Genomic DNA, 18,353 nt, shown 5'->3' with positions numbered 1-18,353 from the left:
TCTGATTTATGGTTTAATTATAAAAATTTTAATTATTTTCTAATCTAATTTTAATTTTTAAAATACAGTACTTTTAAGTAAGGGAGTTGATTCAATATGATAAATGCAACAAAAGATGATTCACCTCAGATGAACGCTGCTAATCTTGCGCACGTTGAAGTTAAATCTGGGTTTAAGGATAGTGTATATTTAGTGTTCAATGGGGTGTCTAATGCGATTTTAGTCACACTAGGTGTTGGTTTATTATTAGGTGCTATTGCTAACTTTGTGCATTGGAATGCATTAGCCGAAATTGGATTAATTTGCCAATACTTAATGGCCCCCGCCATCGGTGCTGCAGTTGCATCACAATTAAAGACTAATACTTTGGTGTTATTTAGTTCAATGATTGCCGCTACGGTTGGTGCAAACAACGTATTCTTCACATCTGCTGTGACGAATGCAGTTACTGCAACCGGACACGTATTACCTCAACCAGCAGGTTCTGCTGTCTTCATGATTGGACAACCTGTTAGTGCTTTAGGTGGCGCTGTTGTCGCCACAGTCATTGGTAAATACTTAACAGGAAAAACACCTTTGGATATGTTCTTAGTACCATTTGCAGCTACATTTGTAGGATGTGTTGCGGCCTTAGGCTTTGCAACAGTCACTACCCCTGCACTTGTATGGTTATCCGGAGTAATTGCCAAGACAATGGTTATTAACCCATTTGTTGGTGGATTAGTAATCTCAGTCGTATGGGCAATTTTTCTAATGACACCTGCCTCATCAGCAGCACTAGCTATTGCTGTTATGTTAGATCCATTATCTTCAGGAGCTGCATTATTAGGAACAACAGCACAATTCGTATCATACACAGTGATGTCATATCGAGTAAACAAACCTGGTGCAAATATCGCTCAAGGTTTAATCACTCCCAAAGTTCAATTTGGTAATATTACCAAGAACCCCTACATCGCAGTTCCAGGTATCGTCTCTGCTGCAATTATTGGACCGGTTGGAACATTAGTATTTCATTTCTCAGTATCATACAAGATTGCTGGATTAGGTCTGAACTCACTAATCGCTCCAATTACCCTTGCTTCTCAAAGTATGTCAAAACTAGCTATTTATGTCGTATTAGGTATTGTTGTACCAGCTGTAATTTCAATGGTACTTGTTAGAGTTCTAAAGGCTGCTCATAAAATCAAGAATGACGATATGAAAATTGATATTGTCTAATCATCAAAAAGTACTGGCGATTATCGCTAGTGCTTTTTTGTATATTAGGAACCAATGGGACTTCGTTTATCTAAATAAAGGAGTGGATTCAAATGATTGATGTAGCAAAAAAAAATGACCCACAAATCAATACAGTAAATTCTTTATCTTCAGCCAAAGAAAATATCTTTTTAATTGTGAGTGGCGTCTCAAACGCGATTTTTGTTACACTGGGTATTGGAATGTTGATAGTTGCAATCGCCAACTTAATACACTGGTCTGCACTAAATCAGATTGGTTTAATTACTCAGGTTCTAATGGCCCCAGCTATTGGAGCTGCTGTTGCGCATCAGTTAAAAACAAACACATTGGTTATGTTTAGCTCGATGATTACTGCAACAGTCGGTGCCAATAATGTTTTTTTCAGTGAAAAAACAGTCAATGCAATTACTGCGACTGGACATTTGCTATCCCAGCCCATTGGTTCATCTGTATTTATGATTGGACAACCCATCAGTGCATTGGGGGGAGCGATTATCGCAACACTAATCGGTAAAAAATTATCAGGAAAAACTCCACTAGACATGTTTTTAGTACCCTTTTGCGCAACAATGTTTGGTTCAATAATTGCATTAGGATTGGCAGCAATCACAACTCCTGCTTTAATATGGATATCAAAGATAATTGCAAAAAGTATGATTGTAAACCCATTTGTCGGATCCATCTCCGTTGCATTAGTATGGTCAATCTTCTTAATGACACCAGCTTCGTCTGCTGCATTGGCGATTGCCATCATGTTAGATCCACTATCTTCTGGAGCAGCACTACTCGGGACTACTGCCCAATACGTTTCATACACAGTAATGTCTTTTAGAGTTAACCGTCCTGGTGCAAATATTGCCCAAGGTTTAATCACTCCAAAAGTTCAATTTGGTAATATCACAAAAAATCCGTATATCTTGATTCCTGGTATGGTGTCATCAGCGATTGTCGCACCAATCGGAACAATGTTATTCCATTTTTCTACGACGTACAAACTAGCTGGACTTGGAACTAACTCATTAATAGTTCCACTCAATTTCGCTAGTCAAAGTCCATCTAAACTAACAGTCTATATAATATTAGGTATTGTAATGCCTTCTATTATTTCTATAACAATGCTAAAGATATTAAAGGCATGTCATAAAGTAAAAGAAGATGATATGAAGATGCATATTGTATAAAAAACTAAAAAAGCACTGGTCAATTGACCGGTGCTTTTATTTTTCTTTATTTAAATAAATACTGCTAAAACTAACACAGCAGCTAATCCCAAAATAACTGATAGTGCCATTGATCTTGTCCAATAAGCAATAATAAACACGATTAAGGCAGCTACTAGTTCGGGTGCTTTTCCTGATACCGATAAGGTATATGACGATGTAATACATAGATCCTTAACAACCAATGAGGTAAATAAGGCAATCGGTATGTATCCCATCCATTCGTTAAACCACTTAGGAATCTTTCTTGTTCTAAAGAAAGCTAGTGGGACGAATCTAGGGATAAAAGCAACCACAAAACATAATATAATCAACCAAAAATGTTGTGTTGAATTCCATTCCATAGAATATCTCCTAATCCGTTTTTAAAGTTATTCAGTCTCTTCTTCTTCATCAAACTTATCTTCAGGGGTACCCGCAGGGTTCTTAAATAAGCGAAGCAAGCGATTCTTCTTATACTTTTCGTAATGGCTTCTAATCCATGATTCAACAAAGAATCCAATGAATGAAGCTAACAGAGTTGAAACGACTAATCCTAAAGTGGATTTCATCAATAACATGAATGCAATTGCCAAGACAATAGTTAATAGAATAATTAACACCTTTAGTAATGACTTCATTTGCATAACGATCATATAGATAAATAATGCAGTTAGCGCAAAATGAACGACTGTTAGGTTAATTGAAAGTGATGAACCAACTAAACTACCAATGATGGTACTAATTGTCCATACAATCAAAGCATAGTGTTCAATTTGTAATGCATCTTGAGCAGTAAACTTCTTATCAGTTGATAGTTTCAAATAATTTACAGCGTATGTTTCATCATTCAATGAAACTGCAAATAACACAGTAAACCAAAATGACTTACCTTGTAAATATTTAGAAATACTGGATCCTAATAATGCATATCTTAACTCTAGGAAAAACATCATAATTACGATTGATAATAATGGTGAGTTAATGGTTAACATGGAGGCAATCAAGAATTGCGCACCACCAGAGAAAACCATTAATGATACTAAAGCTGTCAATAAAGTATTAAATCCAGCTGCATGAAGTAAGATACCACATGCAATTCCAATGGGAACGTAGCTAATATTCAAAGGCATTGCCGTCTTCAAGTTGGTTAGCCAACGCGGTTCATTTGGATTTGGTACTTGCTTTGTCAAATAATATTCCCCCGTTTAGAAACAATAGGTCTTAATTTTCAACGATTTATAAACAGTCAGATAAAAATCAAACTTTACCTACTATTATAACGCAAAATAGTTTATTTTATCTAACTTATTTACATAATTTTAATAAAACATCATCATTTTATTATTATAAACACAGTGAATATACTGTTTGTTTAATGTTTGCAGTAAAAAAAGAGTTATCATTTTAATAACTCTTTTTTAGAATAAACTGGCAATCCATCTCCATGCTCTCACGAAAATGTTAGGTTTATCTCCATCATGATTAGCGATTAAATCAATCCGGTTGGATACACCCTTCATATACTTCACATTGGAAACTTTAGCTGTGGCGATTTTATCGCCCTTATCGAACCCAGCATCGACACTTGATCCATCAGCATATTCACCAGTTGACTTGACGTCTTTTATATTTAGTTTTTGGTTCTTAGTTAACCATACACCTTGAGTAGTTGAAACGGCTAAATCGACTGAGTCATCTTTACCGTTTTCAATTTTTATCTTACCGTTATTGTTACCGTCAGTAGCGTTCTTAACGGTTTGACCATGAGATAGCTTAACGTAGTGATACTTAGCATACACGTACTTCATAAGCTTTCTGGTTTGAATGAAACGAGCTGGATCGTATTGACCAGCATTAGGGACTCCCATTACAACGGTGATGATACGGTGACCATTCTTAACCGCTGTTCCTGTAAAGCAAGCCTTAGCAGTATCAGATGTTCCTGTCTTTAGCCCATCAACCTTGATGTCAGGTAATTCTTGACTTCTACCCTTAATCATCCAGTTCCAATTTAGCATTGTTTGACCATCAAATTTGGTTTTATTAGCTGAAGTAGTCTTCAAAATATTTGGATAGTATTTCAAAATCTTCATTGCTAATAGTGCCATATCACGAGCTGATAACTTGTTTTCGGCATCAGCTGATACGCCCTTGAAACCAAGTGAGCCAACTTCCCCGTTAGTTAAACCACAGGCAGTATAAATTTTGGCATCATCAATCCCAATCTTCTTTGCTTCCTTACGCATTAGTAAAGCAAATTTTTGTGTACTACCTGCTACTCCGTATCCCAATGCCATTGTTGCAGCATTTTCAGAATAGATAGCGGTTTGGTAAAGTTGTCTGATTGTGTATGAATGACCCAAACGTAGTTTTACGTTTGCGTAATTATGATTGACACTTAAATTATGAAGTGCCTTGTTAATCTTTACTTTGTCATCCCAATGAATCTTGCCTTCTTTAATGTACTTCAAAGTAACGTATAAAGTTAGCAGCTTACTCATTGAAGCTGTTGGTAGTGATTCATTGATGTTTTTAGAATACAACACTTGACCGGTTTGATAGTCAATTGCAATTGCAGACTTAGCGGTCAGTGTTAGTGGTTGGTTCTTACTTAATAACTTATCGACCTCTTGGCCTAATTCTTTACTGCGTTCAATTGCAACAGCCTTTGACGTGTTGGAATTAGCAGTAGTGGTTGTAGTGGCCATAGTAGCCTTAGTTGTTTGAGCACTTGCTGTTAAAGGCATTGTAATGAATATAACTAATGCAATTAAAGCAATACTAAGCTTGGAGACAAGCTTACTTTGCATTATCAATAACCTCCTGTTGCCCTTCTTCATGTTTAGTTGGTGTTAACTTATCACCATGTTTAATTGGTAGATGGAGAGTAAACGTTGTTAATTCATCATTAGATGCCACTGAACAGTAACCCCCATGGATATTAACAACTTCGTATACGATTGCTAATCCAAGACCGGTTCCTCCAGTTGACTTGTTACGAGAGTTTTCGACACGATAGAAACGATCAAAAACATGTTCAATTGACTCTTCTGGAATCTTTTCACCATCGTTAGAAACCTTAATTTCTAATTCCTTTTCATTGACACGGAAACCTTCAACATAAATATTGTGACCATCGTGACCGTACTTCAAAGCGTTACTGATTAGATTGTTAATAGCTCGAGCCAGGTCTGATGGGCTACCATCAATCACTAACTTATCGAAGTTGGTCTTACTATGCATTTTCATATCCTTTTCGGCCATTTCTAAATCGAATCCAGCAGCGATTTGGTCAATCATTGCCTTCATTTCGATTTTCCGAGTGTTTAACTTACTGTAATCTTTATCAGTTATTTTTGTGTATTCAAATAAATCATCGGCCAAAGTCTTCATTTGTCTTGCCTTTGAGTAGGCAATATGAACATACTTAGCCAAATCTTCTTCACTTGTATATTGCTTATTTTCAATCAACCCTAAGTAACCAATGATGGAAGTCAATGGTGTTCTAATATCGTGTGAAACATTTGATATTAACTCATCTTTTGATTTTTCAGTCTTCAATTCTTCAGACATTGAGTGGATAACATTATTAACTAATACATTAATACTTTCAACAATTCGTTGATCATCACCAATAAGTTTATATGGAATTGTGTAATCAAAATTACCATCAGCAATATAATGCAAATCATTAATAATATGTTGTTCTTGAATACGTTTATAATGCATGAACAAACGAATATACAACACAAACATATCCAGTGCAGCAATCATAACTACAAATCCGTTGCTCCAACTCCATAGTTGGATATGATTCCCTGCAATTAGTGAATTTCCAAAACGAATTAACTGGTTACGCCAATCCGGATGGGTTGTGTAATACACTTCTGTTGCAAAGAAAACCAAGAAATTAACTATCAATATAAATAAACTCGTTAGAATAGCATCAGTAACTAATCCAATTCGTTCTTTATGTGTTAACTTAATTGATTTACTATTATTCTTCATTGATTCTGTATCCTACTCCCCAGACAGTTTCAATAATTTTTTTACCATCTGTTGCTTCTTCAAGCTTATCACGCAAGTGACTTACGTGAACCATAACAGTCTTAGCGGAAATAATACTTTCTTGACGCCATACTCGTTCAAAAATTTCATTGGCAGAATATACGCGACCTGGGTGACTTGCTAATAGGTATAAAATACCAAATTCAATTGCAGTTAATTGAATTGACTTGCCATCACTAGTCTTAACTTCGTGTGATTCACGGTTGATAGTCAACGTAGCGACGTTTAGCACTTCAGGTTCCCCAACAACAACCTTGTCAGTGTATCTTCTTAAAATTGAGTGCATTCGAGCCATTACCTCTAATGGATTAAATGGTTTTGTTATGTAGTCATCAGCACCACCAACAAGTCCTTCAATCTTATCAATGTCTTCTGTCTTTGCAGATAAAATCATGATTGGTAAACTAATTTCTCTTCTTACTCGTTTTAATACCTCAAAACCAGACATCTTTGGCATCATAATGTCTAGAATCATAAGTCCAATATCACTATTTTTTCTCAATTCAGTTAGGGCGGCTTCCCCGTCATTTACAATGACTGTTTCGTATGTAAATCTTTAATAATTCAGCAATTTCTTGATCATCGTCTACTACTAGAACTTTCATCGAGACGCCTTCTTTCTTTTCATTTATATAGTTTTATATTAACACAATATAAGGATTTGTTATATAAATGTAAATAAAAAAGACACTAAAAATTAGCATCTTTTAATGTTTTTAATATTTTATTTGTAATTTGGTGCATCCTTAGTGATTTGAACATCATGAGGATGTGATTCAATTAGACCTGCACTAGTGATTTGAACGAATTGTGCATCGTTGTTCATTGCTTGAATGTCCTTTGATCCAGTGTATCCCATAGCTGCTCTTAGGCCACCAACCATTTGGAATACAACATCTTTAGCTGAACCTTTGTATTCAACTCGAGCTTCAATACCTTCAGGAACTAGCTTGTTAGCTTCATTCACTTCCCCTTGGAAGTAGCGGTCAGCTGAACCATGTTGCATAGCTCCAACACTGCCCATCCCACGGTAAGCTTTATACTTAATTCCATTTTCTTCGAAGACTTCACCAGGAGCTTCGTCAGTTCCTGATAACATACTACCTAGCATTACTGCGTTACCACCAGCTGCAATGGCCTTAGCAGCATCACCAGAGTACTTGATACCACCATCAGCGATGATTGGCTTGCCCCATTTTCTTGCAACTTCAGCTGCATCGTATACAGCTGTTAGTTGAGGAACTCCAACACCAGCGATAATTCTAGTGGTACAAATTGAACCGGGACCAATACCAACTTTAACTACGTCAACACCAGCTTCGAATAAATCGTTAGTTGCTTCTCCTGTAGCAACGTTACCAGCGATGATAGTTTTATCAGCATACTTAGCTTTAATTTCTTTTACTTTTCTAATAACTCCTGCTGAGTGACCGTGAGCAGTATCAATAATAATGGCGTCAGCACCAGCTGCAAACAAAGCTTCCACACGCTTGAATGTATCTGATGTAACACCGACAGCAGCTGCACATAATAAATGGTTATTGGCATCAACTGCTGCATTAGGGGTTTTGTCGGTCTTTTCTACTGCTTTAACCTTTTTTACCTCTGCGGCTTGATCATCGATAATCATGTTCTTGTGAATTACACCTAATCCACCAACTTCAGCCATAGCAATTGCCATATCTGAGGTTGTAACTGTATCCATACTTGCACTTAAAAATGGTACGTTTAGCTTAACATCATCTGATAAACGAACTGAAGTATCCACATCATTAGGTAAAACGTGACTTTCTGCTGGAATAAGCAATACGTCATCAAATGTTAATCCCTTTTTGGCAAACTTTGTGTTCCAATTATCCATAATCATAAAACCCCTATCTATTTATTTTTTTAAAGTCTAATATACAAAAAATGCCAGAGAAAATCAAATTTAATTTTCACTGACATTTATTTTTATCTTCTATTTGGTGTTCTAGGTGTCATCACATTAACAGTAATTTCGTAGTTCTTGTGAATCCAGAACGCTGCGAATGCTGAGATAGCGGCTAAAATAAAGTTAACAATTGGTGATACGGCAACGTTAATTCCTGCTTGTGGAATTGAAACAATTACCATGAACGCACCAATCCACACAATTACTGATAGGATTAGTAACCCAAAACGCACTAGTCCACTGTATTTGTGCTTAACGTTTCCATCCAATAATCTAGTCATAATTGGCATAAAGATACCAAATACTAGTGAAATCAATACAAGTGATAAGATTCCGACTGATTGCTTATCCTTTGCGTTAGTTTGAATCATCAAAGTGATTCCGTATAGCAAGTTAAAGATCACGAAGAAGAACAATGCATTAAAGATTGCATTAGGAGCAAAGTTGTCCATCATTGAAATCTTCTTCTTTGGTGGGTTCATAATGAAGTTAATACGTTCTTCAACAGTACCGTATAAATTACGCGCAGTTGCTCCGTGTTTTTGTTCAACCAGTAATTCATCCTTCATTTGGTTAACGATTTCGACCTTACGTTCATCTGATAGCTTGGTCTTTTTTAACTCTTTGTTAAATCTAAACATGTAATCTGAATTACGTTTAGTCAAACCAATCCCATCAAATTGTTGACGAGTCTTTTGTTCTGCTTCATGTCTATTTTGTTGTACATGAGCATTTCTCTTTTCAGTCATTGATGTCGTCCTTTCCGATTAAACGTTGAATCTGAAGTTTACAATGTCACCGTCTTGCATAACATAATCTTTACCTTCAACACGTAGCTTACCAGCTTCCTTAACGGCTTGTTCGCTACCTAGCTTGTCTAAGTCGTCAAATGCCATTACTTCGGCTCTGATGAAACCACGTTCGAAGTCTGAGTGAATAATTCCGGCAGCTTGAGGAGCCTTGGTACCCTTTAGATAAGTCCAAGCCTTAGTTTCCTTACCACCTGCAGTGAAAAATGTTTCTAAACCTAAAAGGTTGTATGAAGCACGAATTAGCTTGTTTAGACCTGGTTCAGTAACACCTTCGGCTTCTAGGAAAGTAGCTTTGTCTTCGTCATCTAATTCCGCAATTTCTTCTTCAGTTTCAGCAGCAATACCGATTGCTTGAGCATTTTCCTTAGCAGCGTATTCCTTAACTAGTTGGAAGTACTTTGAGCCTTCTGGATCAGCCATATCATCTTCTGAGATGTTAGCAACGTATAGCACCGGTTTTGAAGTTAATAGAAATAATCCCTTAACAATCTTTTGTTCATCTTCGTCAAAGTCGATTGAACGAACTGGTTTACCAGCTTCTAGGACTGGCTTAATCTTTTCTAGGACAGCTAATTCAGCAAGTGCGTCTTCGTCCTTACCCTTAGCCGCCTTTTGAACACGACCTAAACGCTTAGTAACTGCATCTAAATCAGAGATACCTAGTTCTAAGTTGATTGTTTCGATATCAGCGATTGGATCAACCTTACCAGTAACGTGGGTAATGTTGTCATCGTCAAAAGAACGAACAACGTGAACGATAGCGTCCACTTGTCTGATGTTTTCTAGGAACTTGTTACCAAGACCTTCACCCTTACTTGCACCCTTAACGATACCGGCAATGTCGGTAAATTCGAAGGTAGTAGGAACAATCTTCTTAGCTGGAATTAGTTCTTGAATTCGATCAAGTCTGTCATCTGGAACTTCCACCATCCCTACGTTTGGGTCGATTGTGGCAAATGGGTAGTTAGCCATTTCCGCCCCAGCTTTAGTAATCGCATTAAATAATGTAGATTTACCAACGTTTGGTAAACCAACAATTCCTGCTGTTAATGACATATTAATAATTCACTCTTTTCTTTAGATTTAATCTTCTTGTGTACTTTGAATTACTTTTTTCATTTTCTTTTCGAATTCGCGACGTGGAAGCATAACCACATGTCCGCACTTTTGACATTCAATTTTAATGTCTGCACCCATTCGAATAATCTTCCAACTATTCTCGCCGCATGGGTGGGCTTTTTTCATCATGACAACATCATTCAATGAATACATATTGAGCACTCCTTTTAGTCTAAGTTAATATCTAAAATTTGCAAAATGCGGTTTAAATCATCATCTGATGCGTAACTGATTTCAATCTTACCAGTCCCCTTCTTAGAACGGTTATTTGAGATTGAAACGGATGTTTGGAATTTATCTTGTAGTTCATTTTCAGAAGCACGTAAGAATGGTGACTTCTTGGTTGAACGACGTGGCTTCTTTTTCTTCTTAGGTGATGAACTTAGGTTTTCAATCTCCTTTTCAAGTTGGCGAACAGTCATAGTTTGTTCGTATGCCTTCTTGGCCAATTTGATTAGTTCATCCTTCTTCTTAACTGATAGTAATGTTCTTGCTTGTCCCATTGAAAGTTGGTTCTTAGTAAGCATGTCCTTTACTTCAGTTGGCAAACCTAATAGACGTAAGTAGTTAGCAATGTATGGACGTGATTTACCTAAACGTTTTGATACTTCAGCTTGAGTAATATCTAGCTTAGTCATCAAAGTGTTGTAAGCTTCGGCTTCTTCGATTGGATTTAAGTCCTCTCTTTGAAGGTTTTCCATCACAGCGATTTCCATCATTTGTTCATCAGAAGCATCACGAACAATTGCCGGAATCTTTTCCTTACCTGCCATGCGAGAAGCACGATAACGTCTTTCTCCAGCAAGAATTTCATAAGCATCCTTGCTTCCGCTAGTCTTTCTTACAATGATTGGTTGGAATACTCCAGATTTTTCAATCGAACGGGTTAAATCTTTAAGTGCATTTGTATCGAAATGCGTTCTTGGTTGGAAAGGATTTGGAGATAACTTGGTTAGCTCTAATTCCAATACGTCTTCTGAGTTGGCGTCGATATCATTATCAGCAAACAATGCTTGAATACCTCGACCTAGTCCTTTGTTATTCACCATGAGCAGCTAACACTTCCTTTGCAAATTGCATGTATAATTCTGAACCCTTTGAATTTGGATCATAATCAATGATTGGTAATCCGTAACTTGGGGCTTCTGATAAACGCACATTTCTAGTGATGATAGTGTCGTATACCTTGTCACCAAAGTACTTACGAACTTCATCGTTAACTTGTTGACCTAACTTAGTACGTGAGTCATACATGGTAAGTAAAACTCCTTCAACGTCTAGGTCTGGGTTAAAATGTTTCTTAACTAGTTGAACAGTGTTTAATAGTTGGCTTAAACCTTCTAGTGCATAGTATTCGGTTTGCACTGGAATTAAGATTGAATCACTGGCAGTAAATGCATTCACAGTGATTAATCCTAATGATGGTGGACAGTCAACTAGTACGTAATCGTATTGATCTGAGACTGATTTTAGGGCATTTAATAAACGTGTTTCTCTCGCCATTTGAGGAGTTAATTCAATGTCTGCCCCTGATAGTTGAATTGTTGCTGGTACAATGTCTAAACCTTCATGTTTTGAAGGAATAATGGCTTCTGAGATTGGTTCTTCATTAACCAAGATATCGTAAATATCTTTTTGGATGTCGGATTTTTGAATACCTACTCCTGAAGTTGCATTTCCTTGGGCATCAGCATCGATTAGTAATACCTTTTTACCCATTGTTGCAAGGTCTGCACCTAGGTTAACGGAAGTGGTAGTCTTACCAACTCCACCCTTTTGATTAGCTAATGATATAACGTGTCCCATTAAAAACCCCTCCTCTAGTCTACTTATTACTTGAACCAATTGGTTTTTTGTTTGGTGTACCCGCTTTTCTTGGGTATTGTTTTGGCGTGTTCTTCACTTTTTCTAACACGACCATGTTACGTGGATCATTTGAAACCGGCAGATTGAACTCATCATCGGAAATCATCTTGCCACCTAGAGTAGTAATCGCGCTTTTTCCGTCTGATAGTTCATCTTTAGCTTTAGATGCCTTTAGTGCAATCATTCGTCCACCAATCTTAACCAATGGCAAACAAAATTCAGCAAGCACACTCATTCGAGCAACTGCACGTGCGGTTGCGATATCAAATGATTCACGGTATCGAGATTTTTTACCACCAAATTCTTCCGCTCTGGCATGATGTAATTCAACATCGGTTAGTCCTAATTTAGTAACTAGTTCATCCAAGAAATTGATTCGTTTGTTTAATGAATCAATAATGGTGACCTTTAAGTTAGGAAAAACAATCTTTAACGGAATGGATGGAAAACCAGCACCGGCTCCGACATCACATAGGGTTAATTCCTCGGTTCTCAAGTCTTCTGCAAAGAATGCAGGAGTTATTGAATCAAAGAAATGCTTTAAATATACTTCATCCCTATCAACAATGGTTGTCAGATTAACGTGTTCGTTAGTGGAAACTAACAATTCATAGTAATCGGCAAATTGTTTCATTTGGTGGTCGGTCAATTCGATATTGTGTTTTGCTAATTGACTCTTGAATTCTTCTGGATTCATGCAAATCCTCCTATTGTGAAACATGATTGTTTCACATCTATCTATACTCTAACTGATATTAATCTTTTTTACAATCATGAAACATATACTTTTCCATTATAACCAAAATTAGGCTAATTCGTCACTAGATTATCAAAAAAATACATATAAAAAGACGATCATTCGATCGCCTTTCCTATAGCATTGCTGTCATTATCAAATTGATTAAAAACAAGCCGCTTAAAATATAATTAATTGTACTAATTGATTTGATTTGGCCGTTAAAGATTTTCACAATTGGATAAGCGACAAACCCAAATGCCAATCCAATTGAGATACTTCCAGTCAACGGAATCAATACCACGATTAAAAATGCTGGGAACCACTCAGCAAAGTCATCCATATCAATGGCCTTTAAATTGGATAACATTAATGCACCCGTAATAATGATAACCGGTGCAATTGCTGCTTGAGGTACCAAATCTAAAAAACTAATAAAAAATGTTGAAAGTAAGAACATAATACCAGCGGTAATCGACATGATACCGGTTCTAGCACCTAGTTGAAAACCAGCCACACTTTCAGCAGCCGATACGGTAGGACTAGTTCCTAAGATACTAGAAATGATTCCGGTAATTGAAACAGTTCTAAAAGTCTTCTTGAATTTCTTCATGTCCGGTAAAATTCCGGCGTTTAACCCCATCGATTCAAACACCAAAATCATCGTCATCGAAAATGATGCCATGATAAACGGTGTAGTCCAGACGTTTTTAAAACTAAAATCAAACAACGATTTGTGATATTGTAAGATATCAATCAAGTGGGTGGTCTTAACCCCACTATCATGAATGTGGAAGACAATTCCGACAATCGTAGTAATCACAATTCCGATGAAGAAGTTTCCCTTCACTTTCTTAATGTATAAAACAATTGTTAGAATCAAACCAAAAATGGCTAGTAGCAACGATGGATTCTTAAATGATCCAATCGTTAATAATGAATTCTTCCCTTGTTGAATCAAATCGGCCTTTTGCAGACCAATCTCAACTAAAAATAAACCAATGCCGGCGGTGATTGCTGACTTCAATGAATCAGGAATGCCCTCCTGTAAGATGTCTGTAAATCGGCTGAATGCGATTAATGCAAATGCAATTGTTGATACCAATGAAACCGTCAATGCTTCTTGATATGACAATCCCATGTTTAACACCATCGTGTAGGTAAAAAACGCATTAACACCCATTCCGGGAGTAATCACTACTGGGGAGTTAGCATAGAATCCCATGATAAAACAACCGATTACAGAACTAATAATTGTCGCAAAGACTGTCTGGTGAACATCCATCCCCGCATCTGCCAATATCATCGGATTAACCACCAAGATATATGAGATAGCAAAGAATCCGGTAATTCCACCCAAGACCTCTGTCTTAAAAATTTCTTTATCCCTTAAAACGTCTAAAAGAGACAGCGCGGCTGTCTCTTTTTTTAACGTTTTGTTCAACTTATTACTCATTAAACAAAATCCTTAATCTATATATAATACGTTTCTATTTTACCATACAAATAGACCAACGATTCCTGCAGATAGTAGAGAAACCAAAATTCCTGATAGAATCATGTAACCTACACTCTTGGAAATAGCGTTGTTTACTTCACGGTTAACGATACCCTTGAATGCACCGATGATCATTCCTACTGTAGAAAGGTTAGCAAATGAAGTTAGGAAGACAGTTAATTGTGCACGGTAGTGGGGAGCGTATGAACCGATGTGTGATGATACTCTACCCATAACAACGAATTCGTTAGTTACCAGTTTAGTACCCATGTTTTGTGCAAATTCAAATGCAGTATGCACATCTGAACCCATTAACCAAGCAAATGGGAACATGATGATTCCTAAGATATGTTCTAGGGATAAACTAGGATTGATTGCACCTAAGATCTTATCGATTAATGCAGCTAAAGCAACGAATGCGATAACATTTGCAGTAATGATTAAGATTAATTTACCAGCACCTAGGATTGAGTCACCCAAGAATGAGAAGAATGGTTCTTTCTTAGCTTCTTCTGCGTTTTCAGGATGTTCACCAACGGCAACTTCAGCAGTTTGTGAAGAACTACCTAACTTAGCAATAGTGTCTTCTTCTGGACTAACTGAAGTTGGCATTAAAATACTAGTTACAATAACAGCATTTAAGATGTTCAATGGAACGGCAGTCAATACGTATTGACCTGGAACCATTTGAGTGTATGCGCCAAGAATTGAGGCAGTCACACATGACATTGACATCATGGCAATGACAACATTTCTTACTGCTGAGATTTGTTTTAATTGTAGAGTTGAAACAGCAAGTGCTTCAGTGTTACCTAAAAACATCATTTCAACAGCGAAGAATGATTCAAACTTAGGTTGGCCAGTTATGTATGCCAAACCTTTACCTACCCATTTGATGATCCAAGGTAGGATTCCAATGTAAGTTAAGATATCAAACACTGGAACAATTAATAAAATTGGTAGAAGTGCTGAAGTTACAAAGTCCATTGACTTAACGTGAACCCAACTAGGTAGAGCAAAAGCGATACCTTGGTAGGCTACTTCAACTAATGCTGAGAAACCATTGGCAGCGGCTTCAACAGCAGCACGACCCCATGCAAATTGTGTTAAACAGTAAGCGATTACTATGTTTAACACTAAAACAGTAATTACTGAACGCCATTTAATTTCTTTCTTGTTCTTTGAAAAAATAAATGCAATCCCTAGGAAAACAATAATTCCTAAAATATTAACTAACAAATACATAAAATTTCTAATCCTTTCTCTGCGGCAAAAAATATAGTGACAAATAGCTTATTTTAGTTGCGCAACACCCCTTTCAATATTGATTAATTACTTAACTTCATTGATAAAGTTTGGTTTAGTAATTTCCCCATCATCTAAATCGAAGAACGCAACGATTGCGTTAGCAACCGCCCCTAGTGAACGTTTGATTCCTAATGACTTACCTTCATCCTTATTTGGATTGAAGACAATTAGTGGTAAGTATTCACGCGTAATTCGATTGTCTCTAGTTGGATCAATGGCATATGAGGATGTGATTAGTAGTAAATCATTATCCCTTAGTCGTTCTAAGACCTTACCGATTGTTTCATCCAACACATTTAGTTGCTTAGCATACCCAACACTGTCGTCCATTCTGGCGAAGTGTCTTAGCTCTGGTAACTGACAGTAAATTAACCCGCTCTTTTGGGTCCTCATTTTAGCTGACAATTCAATAAAAGCTTTGCTATCATCAGGGACTTGGACCATTGAAATATCGTCCTGTTTTTCCCAATAATAAGCAAAGCTTGAAATAATTGAAACACTATGTTGTTTTTCTGCTAGCAAGTCCATTACAGAAGCTGTACGGACACCGGCAGTGTAGTCAAACATCTCACGAAATGAGGCACTACCCCTGTTGCTGTCAACAGTGGTAACCATTTTCCCAAAGAAGCCACGAGGAGCGTCAACTTGTGGAATTGATTTGATCTCGTTGTCCCAGCGAACATTGCCAAGACCTAGGTTAATTAAATTAGAAACATTTAGCCCCTTATCAGCGATATGGCCTAATGTGTCGGCACCAATAGAATCAAAGCGATTGGCATCGGGAGCTTCGCCTAAACCAAGTGAAGCAATATCCAAAACAATCATTCTTTTGTGTGTCATTGTGTGCCCTCCTAATTTATTTATTAACAAATAAGTATATCATAAATGACAATTGTGTCAATAAAAAAAGGCGCGGATATCCGCGCCTTTTTCGGCTTATGCGCCCCTGCCAAGGAACTTCATTATACCAAAAAAATTTTCGAGTATATAAAATTAAGTTTTTTGCTAATTTTTTGATATTATAATAGTTAATATATACATATTAATCGGAGTTGATTAAATTGGATTTTACAAACAAAACAGTCGTTACCCTAGGTGACTCAGTCACCCGTGGCTTCGATGGAACCGTCAACCTACGCTATAACTATCCACAATACTTAGCCAAATACTACAATTGCCGTGTCTCCAACAATGGGATTAACGGTGCTACTATTTATGAAACATTGGAAAAGGAAATAGAAAAAATTAAAGATAAGAAATACGACATTATAGTCTTGATGATTGGAACCAACGACTACGGTCATCTAGACGTTCCTTTGGTGCGTGTTATTTCCAAACTAACTAGATTGGTTCGAAAGCTCATTAGTGAACATCACGAAGCAAAGATTTACGCCGTGCTTCCACTAACCCGTTTTGACGAAGATAAGAACGCTGCAAACATGATTAGATATTCTGACTACACCTTCAATCAACTACTGGATGGTTTAACCGAAGTCTACTCAGCCTTCCAAATTCCATTCATTGATTGGCGTGAATATCACTCAGAGTTCATCACCGACTTTAATTACAAGGACATGTATCAAGACCAACACGTCCACCCTAACGCATATACTTATCGTAAACTTGCCTTTTACATAGGTGACTTCATCAAAAATAATTAAGATTTCCTTAAATCAGCAAAAATAATTCGCCTAAAAAATTCTCTCGTGCTAGTTTGTTAAACGCAAACCACACGAGAGGATTTTTTTATGAATGAAACAAATTTAAAAAATGAAGCGATTGAAAGTAAAGACGGTACCACCTTCGTCGATGTCGACAAGCTGCCAATTAGTCTGGTTAACCACCGTTTTAATTTTAAACAAATCAACTGGCGTGAACTGTTAATGCTGGTGGACGTCTACGATCGCAGTAAACGCTATGCGACCATGGTGATTGAAAATGGGTTTAACTTCTACTTACTGAAGTCGTCCACAACAGCCTTAATCAATAAAAAACTGCAGATGGAATGCATGCTGCACAAGCACTTCAATCGAAGCATCTGCGAGGAACTTCATATCAAAAACAAGTTTCCGATTCTAACCACAGAAGCATCCCTGATTCCACTGCCATCCAATCACCGAACGCGGTCCTACTCTTGGTTTAACGCCAACTTATTGAGCTATTGCATCCCCTATTCCACTGATAAGTTTTCCTATTTATACATGCACGGCAAAGGAACTCATTTAAAGGTCAACGCCAGTGGTTACTACCTGCAAAACAAGTTCAAGGACCTCATGATGCTTCATAACTTCATCATCTACTACACCCAAAAGAGTATTAACTGTATTAATTTCGTTAAACAGAGTCGGTTTAATAACCCAAATTTATCCTGTGCAAACTCAATCTTATTCGACGACCAAATATACCATGACATCTATTTGAAAACGGCTAAGTACATGTATGAGGATTATTTAGCAAATAAAAAAGAGTAACCACTGGAACTGCAACTATTATTTTGAACAAATAAATAAAAGCAGCTTTCTAACTATTTAATTGGGCAACTGATTTTCTGTATTCTACAGGGGATTGG

The 18,353-nt window shown here is 37.0% G+C and carries 18 protein-coding genes and 1 pseudogene; 4 read left to right on the top strand and 15 right to left on the bottom strand.

The features are described 5' to 3' along the window. Positions 1-129: 129 nt before the first annotated feature. A complete protein-coding gene (locus tag RZ79_RS01305; RefSeq protein ID WP_054449687.1) occupies positions 130-1,221 on the top strand; it encodes a PTS sugar transporter subunit IIC in 1,092 nt (363 codons plus the stop codon). Between the two features lie 92 nt (positions 1,222-1,313). Further along, on the top strand, positions 1,314-2,423 hold the full coding sequence (locus RZ79_RS01300) for a PTS sugar transporter subunit IIC (protein ID WP_054449679.1): 1,110 nt from the start codon (positions 1,314-1,316) through the stop codon (positions 2,421-2,423). A gap of 50 nt (positions 2,424-2,473) precedes the next feature. On the opposite strand, the gene RZ79_RS01295 is transcribed toward RZ79_RS01300, so the two are convergent. The 15 genes and pseudogenes from RZ79_RS01295 to RZ79_RS01225 all read right to left on the bottom strand — a co-directional run bounded on the left by RZ79_RS01295 (position 2,474) and on the right by RZ79_RS01225 (position 16,624). Next, on the bottom strand, positions 2,474-2,806 hold the full coding sequence (locus RZ79_RS01295; RefSeq protein ID WP_034532687.1) for an AzlD domain-containing protein: 333 nt from the start codon (positions 2,804-2,806) through the stop codon (positions 2,474-2,476). 27 nt (positions 2,807-2,833) lie between these two features. Then, on the bottom strand, positions 2,834-3,574 hold the full coding sequence (locus tag RZ79_RS01290; RefSeq protein ID WP_080695595.1) for an AzlC family ABC transporter permease: 741 nt from the start codon (positions 3,572-3,574) through the stop codon (positions 2,834-2,836). 288 nt (positions 3,575-3,862) lie between these two features. Then, on the bottom strand, positions 3,863-5,254 hold the full coding sequence (locus tag RZ79_RS01285) for a D-alanyl-D-alanine carboxypeptidase family protein (RefSeq protein WP_051592264.1): 1,392 nt from the start codon (positions 5,252-5,254) through the stop codon (positions 3,863-3,865). Next, positions 5,244-6,452 carry a sensor histidine kinase gene (locus RZ79_RS01280; protein ID WP_054449678.1) on the bottom strand — a complete coding sequence of 403 codons (1,209 nt, stop codon included), beginning with the start codon at positions 6,450-6,452 and terminating at the stop codon, positions 5,244-5,246. The genes RZ79_RS01285 and RZ79_RS01280 overlap by 11 nt, the downstream gene beginning before the upstream one ends. Then, positions 6,442-7,117: pseudogene (locus tag RZ79_RS01275) on the bottom strand (response regulator transcription factor). Before RZ79_RS01275 ends, RZ79_RS01280 begins: the two are co-directional and overlap by 11 nt. Before the next feature lie 119 nt (positions 7,118-7,236). Next, positions 7,237-8,373, bottom strand: coding sequence for an IMP dehydrogenase (gene guaB, locus RZ79_RS01270; RefSeq protein WP_034535013.1), 1,137 nt, complete (start codon positions 8,371-8,373; stop codon positions 7,237-7,239). A gap of 92 nt (positions 8,374-8,465) precedes the next feature. Next, entirely contained in the window at positions 8,466-9,194 is a 729-nt protein-coding gene (locus RZ79_RS01265; RefSeq protein ID WP_051592262.1) for a DUF1129 family protein, read from the bottom strand. Positions 9,195-9,212: 18 nt separating this feature from the next. Next, on the bottom strand, positions 9,213-10,313 hold the full coding sequence (gene ychF / locus RZ79_RS01260) for a redox-regulated ATPase YchF (protein ID WP_034535011.1): 1,101 nt from the start codon (positions 10,311-10,313) through the stop codon (positions 9,213-9,215). A gap of 27 nt (positions 10,314-10,340) precedes the next feature. Next, the gene (locus tag RZ79_RS01255) at positions 10,341-10,529 is read right to left on the bottom strand and encodes a DUF951 domain-containing protein (protein ID WP_034532678.1); all 189 of its coding nucleotides are present in this window, start codon (positions 10,527-10,529) and stop codon (positions 10,341-10,343) included. Positions 10,530-10,543: 14 nt separating this feature from the next. Continuing rightward, a complete protein-coding gene (locus RZ79_RS01250; protein WP_034535009.1) occupies positions 10,544-11,425 on the bottom strand; it encodes a ParB/RepB/Spo0J family partition protein in 882 nt (293 codons plus the stop codon). Continuing rightward, positions 11,415-12,182 carry a ParA family protein gene (locus RZ79_RS01245; RefSeq protein WP_034535006.1) on the bottom strand — a complete coding sequence of 256 codons (768 nt, stop codon included), beginning with the start codon at positions 12,180-12,182 and terminating at the stop codon, positions 11,415-11,417. The genes RZ79_RS01250 and RZ79_RS01245 overlap by 11 nt, the downstream gene beginning before the upstream one ends. A gap of 19 nt (positions 12,183-12,201) precedes the next feature. Beyond that, positions 12,202-12,939: a 16S rRNA (guanine(527)-N(7))-methyltransferase RsmG gene (rsmG, locus tag RZ79_RS01240; RefSeq protein WP_054449677.1), complete on the bottom strand. Its 738-nt coding sequence runs from the start codon at positions 12,937-12,939 to the stop codon at positions 12,202-12,204. Positions 12,940-13,114: 175 nt separating this feature from the next. Then, complete coding sequence (locus RZ79_RS01235; protein ID WP_155457552.1) at positions 13,115-14,434, bottom strand: NCS2 family permease; 1,320 nt, start codon at positions 14,432-14,434, stop codon at positions 13,115-13,117. Between the two features lie 39 nt (positions 14,435-14,473). Then, positions 14,474-15,721, bottom strand: coding sequence for a NupC/NupG family nucleoside CNT transporter (locus tag RZ79_RS01230; RefSeq protein WP_054449676.1), 1,248 nt, complete (start codon positions 15,719-15,721; stop codon positions 14,474-14,476). An 87-nt stretch (positions 15,722-15,808) separates the two neighbouring features. After that, positions 15,809-16,624: an alkaline phosphatase family protein gene (locus tag RZ79_RS01225; protein ID WP_054449675.1), complete on the bottom strand. Its 816-nt coding sequence runs from the start codon at positions 16,622-16,624 to the stop codon at positions 15,809-15,811. A gap of 221 nt (positions 16,625-16,845) precedes the next feature. Here RZ79_RS01225 and RZ79_RS01220 point away from each other — a divergent pair, with 221 nt between their 5' ends. Together RZ79_RS01220 and RZ79_RS01215 are read left to right on the top strand one after the other, a co-directional pair. Next, the gene (locus RZ79_RS01220; protein ID WP_054449674.1) at positions 16,846-17,445 is read left to right on the top strand and encodes an SGNH/GDSL hydrolase family protein; all 600 of its coding nucleotides are present in this window, start codon (positions 16,846-16,848) and stop codon (positions 17,443-17,445) included. Positions 17,446-17,532: 87 nt separating this feature from the next. Next, on the top strand, positions 17,533-18,255 hold the full coding sequence (locus RZ79_RS01215) for a hypothetical protein (RefSeq protein WP_054449673.1): 723 nt from the start codon (positions 17,533-17,535) through the stop codon (positions 18,253-18,255). Positions 18,256-18,353: the final 98 nt, after the last annotated feature.

It is taken from the genome of Apilactobacillus kunkeei DSM 12361 = ATCC 700308, assembly GCF_001281265.1.
In the GTDB taxonomy this organism is placed as follows: domain Bacteria; phylum Bacillota; class Bacilli; order Lactobacillales; family Lactobacillaceae; genus Apilactobacillus; species Apilactobacillus kunkeei.
The sequence above is the reverse complement of the archived record's forward strand: the minus strand, read 5'-3'. Positions and strand labels throughout refer to the sequence as shown.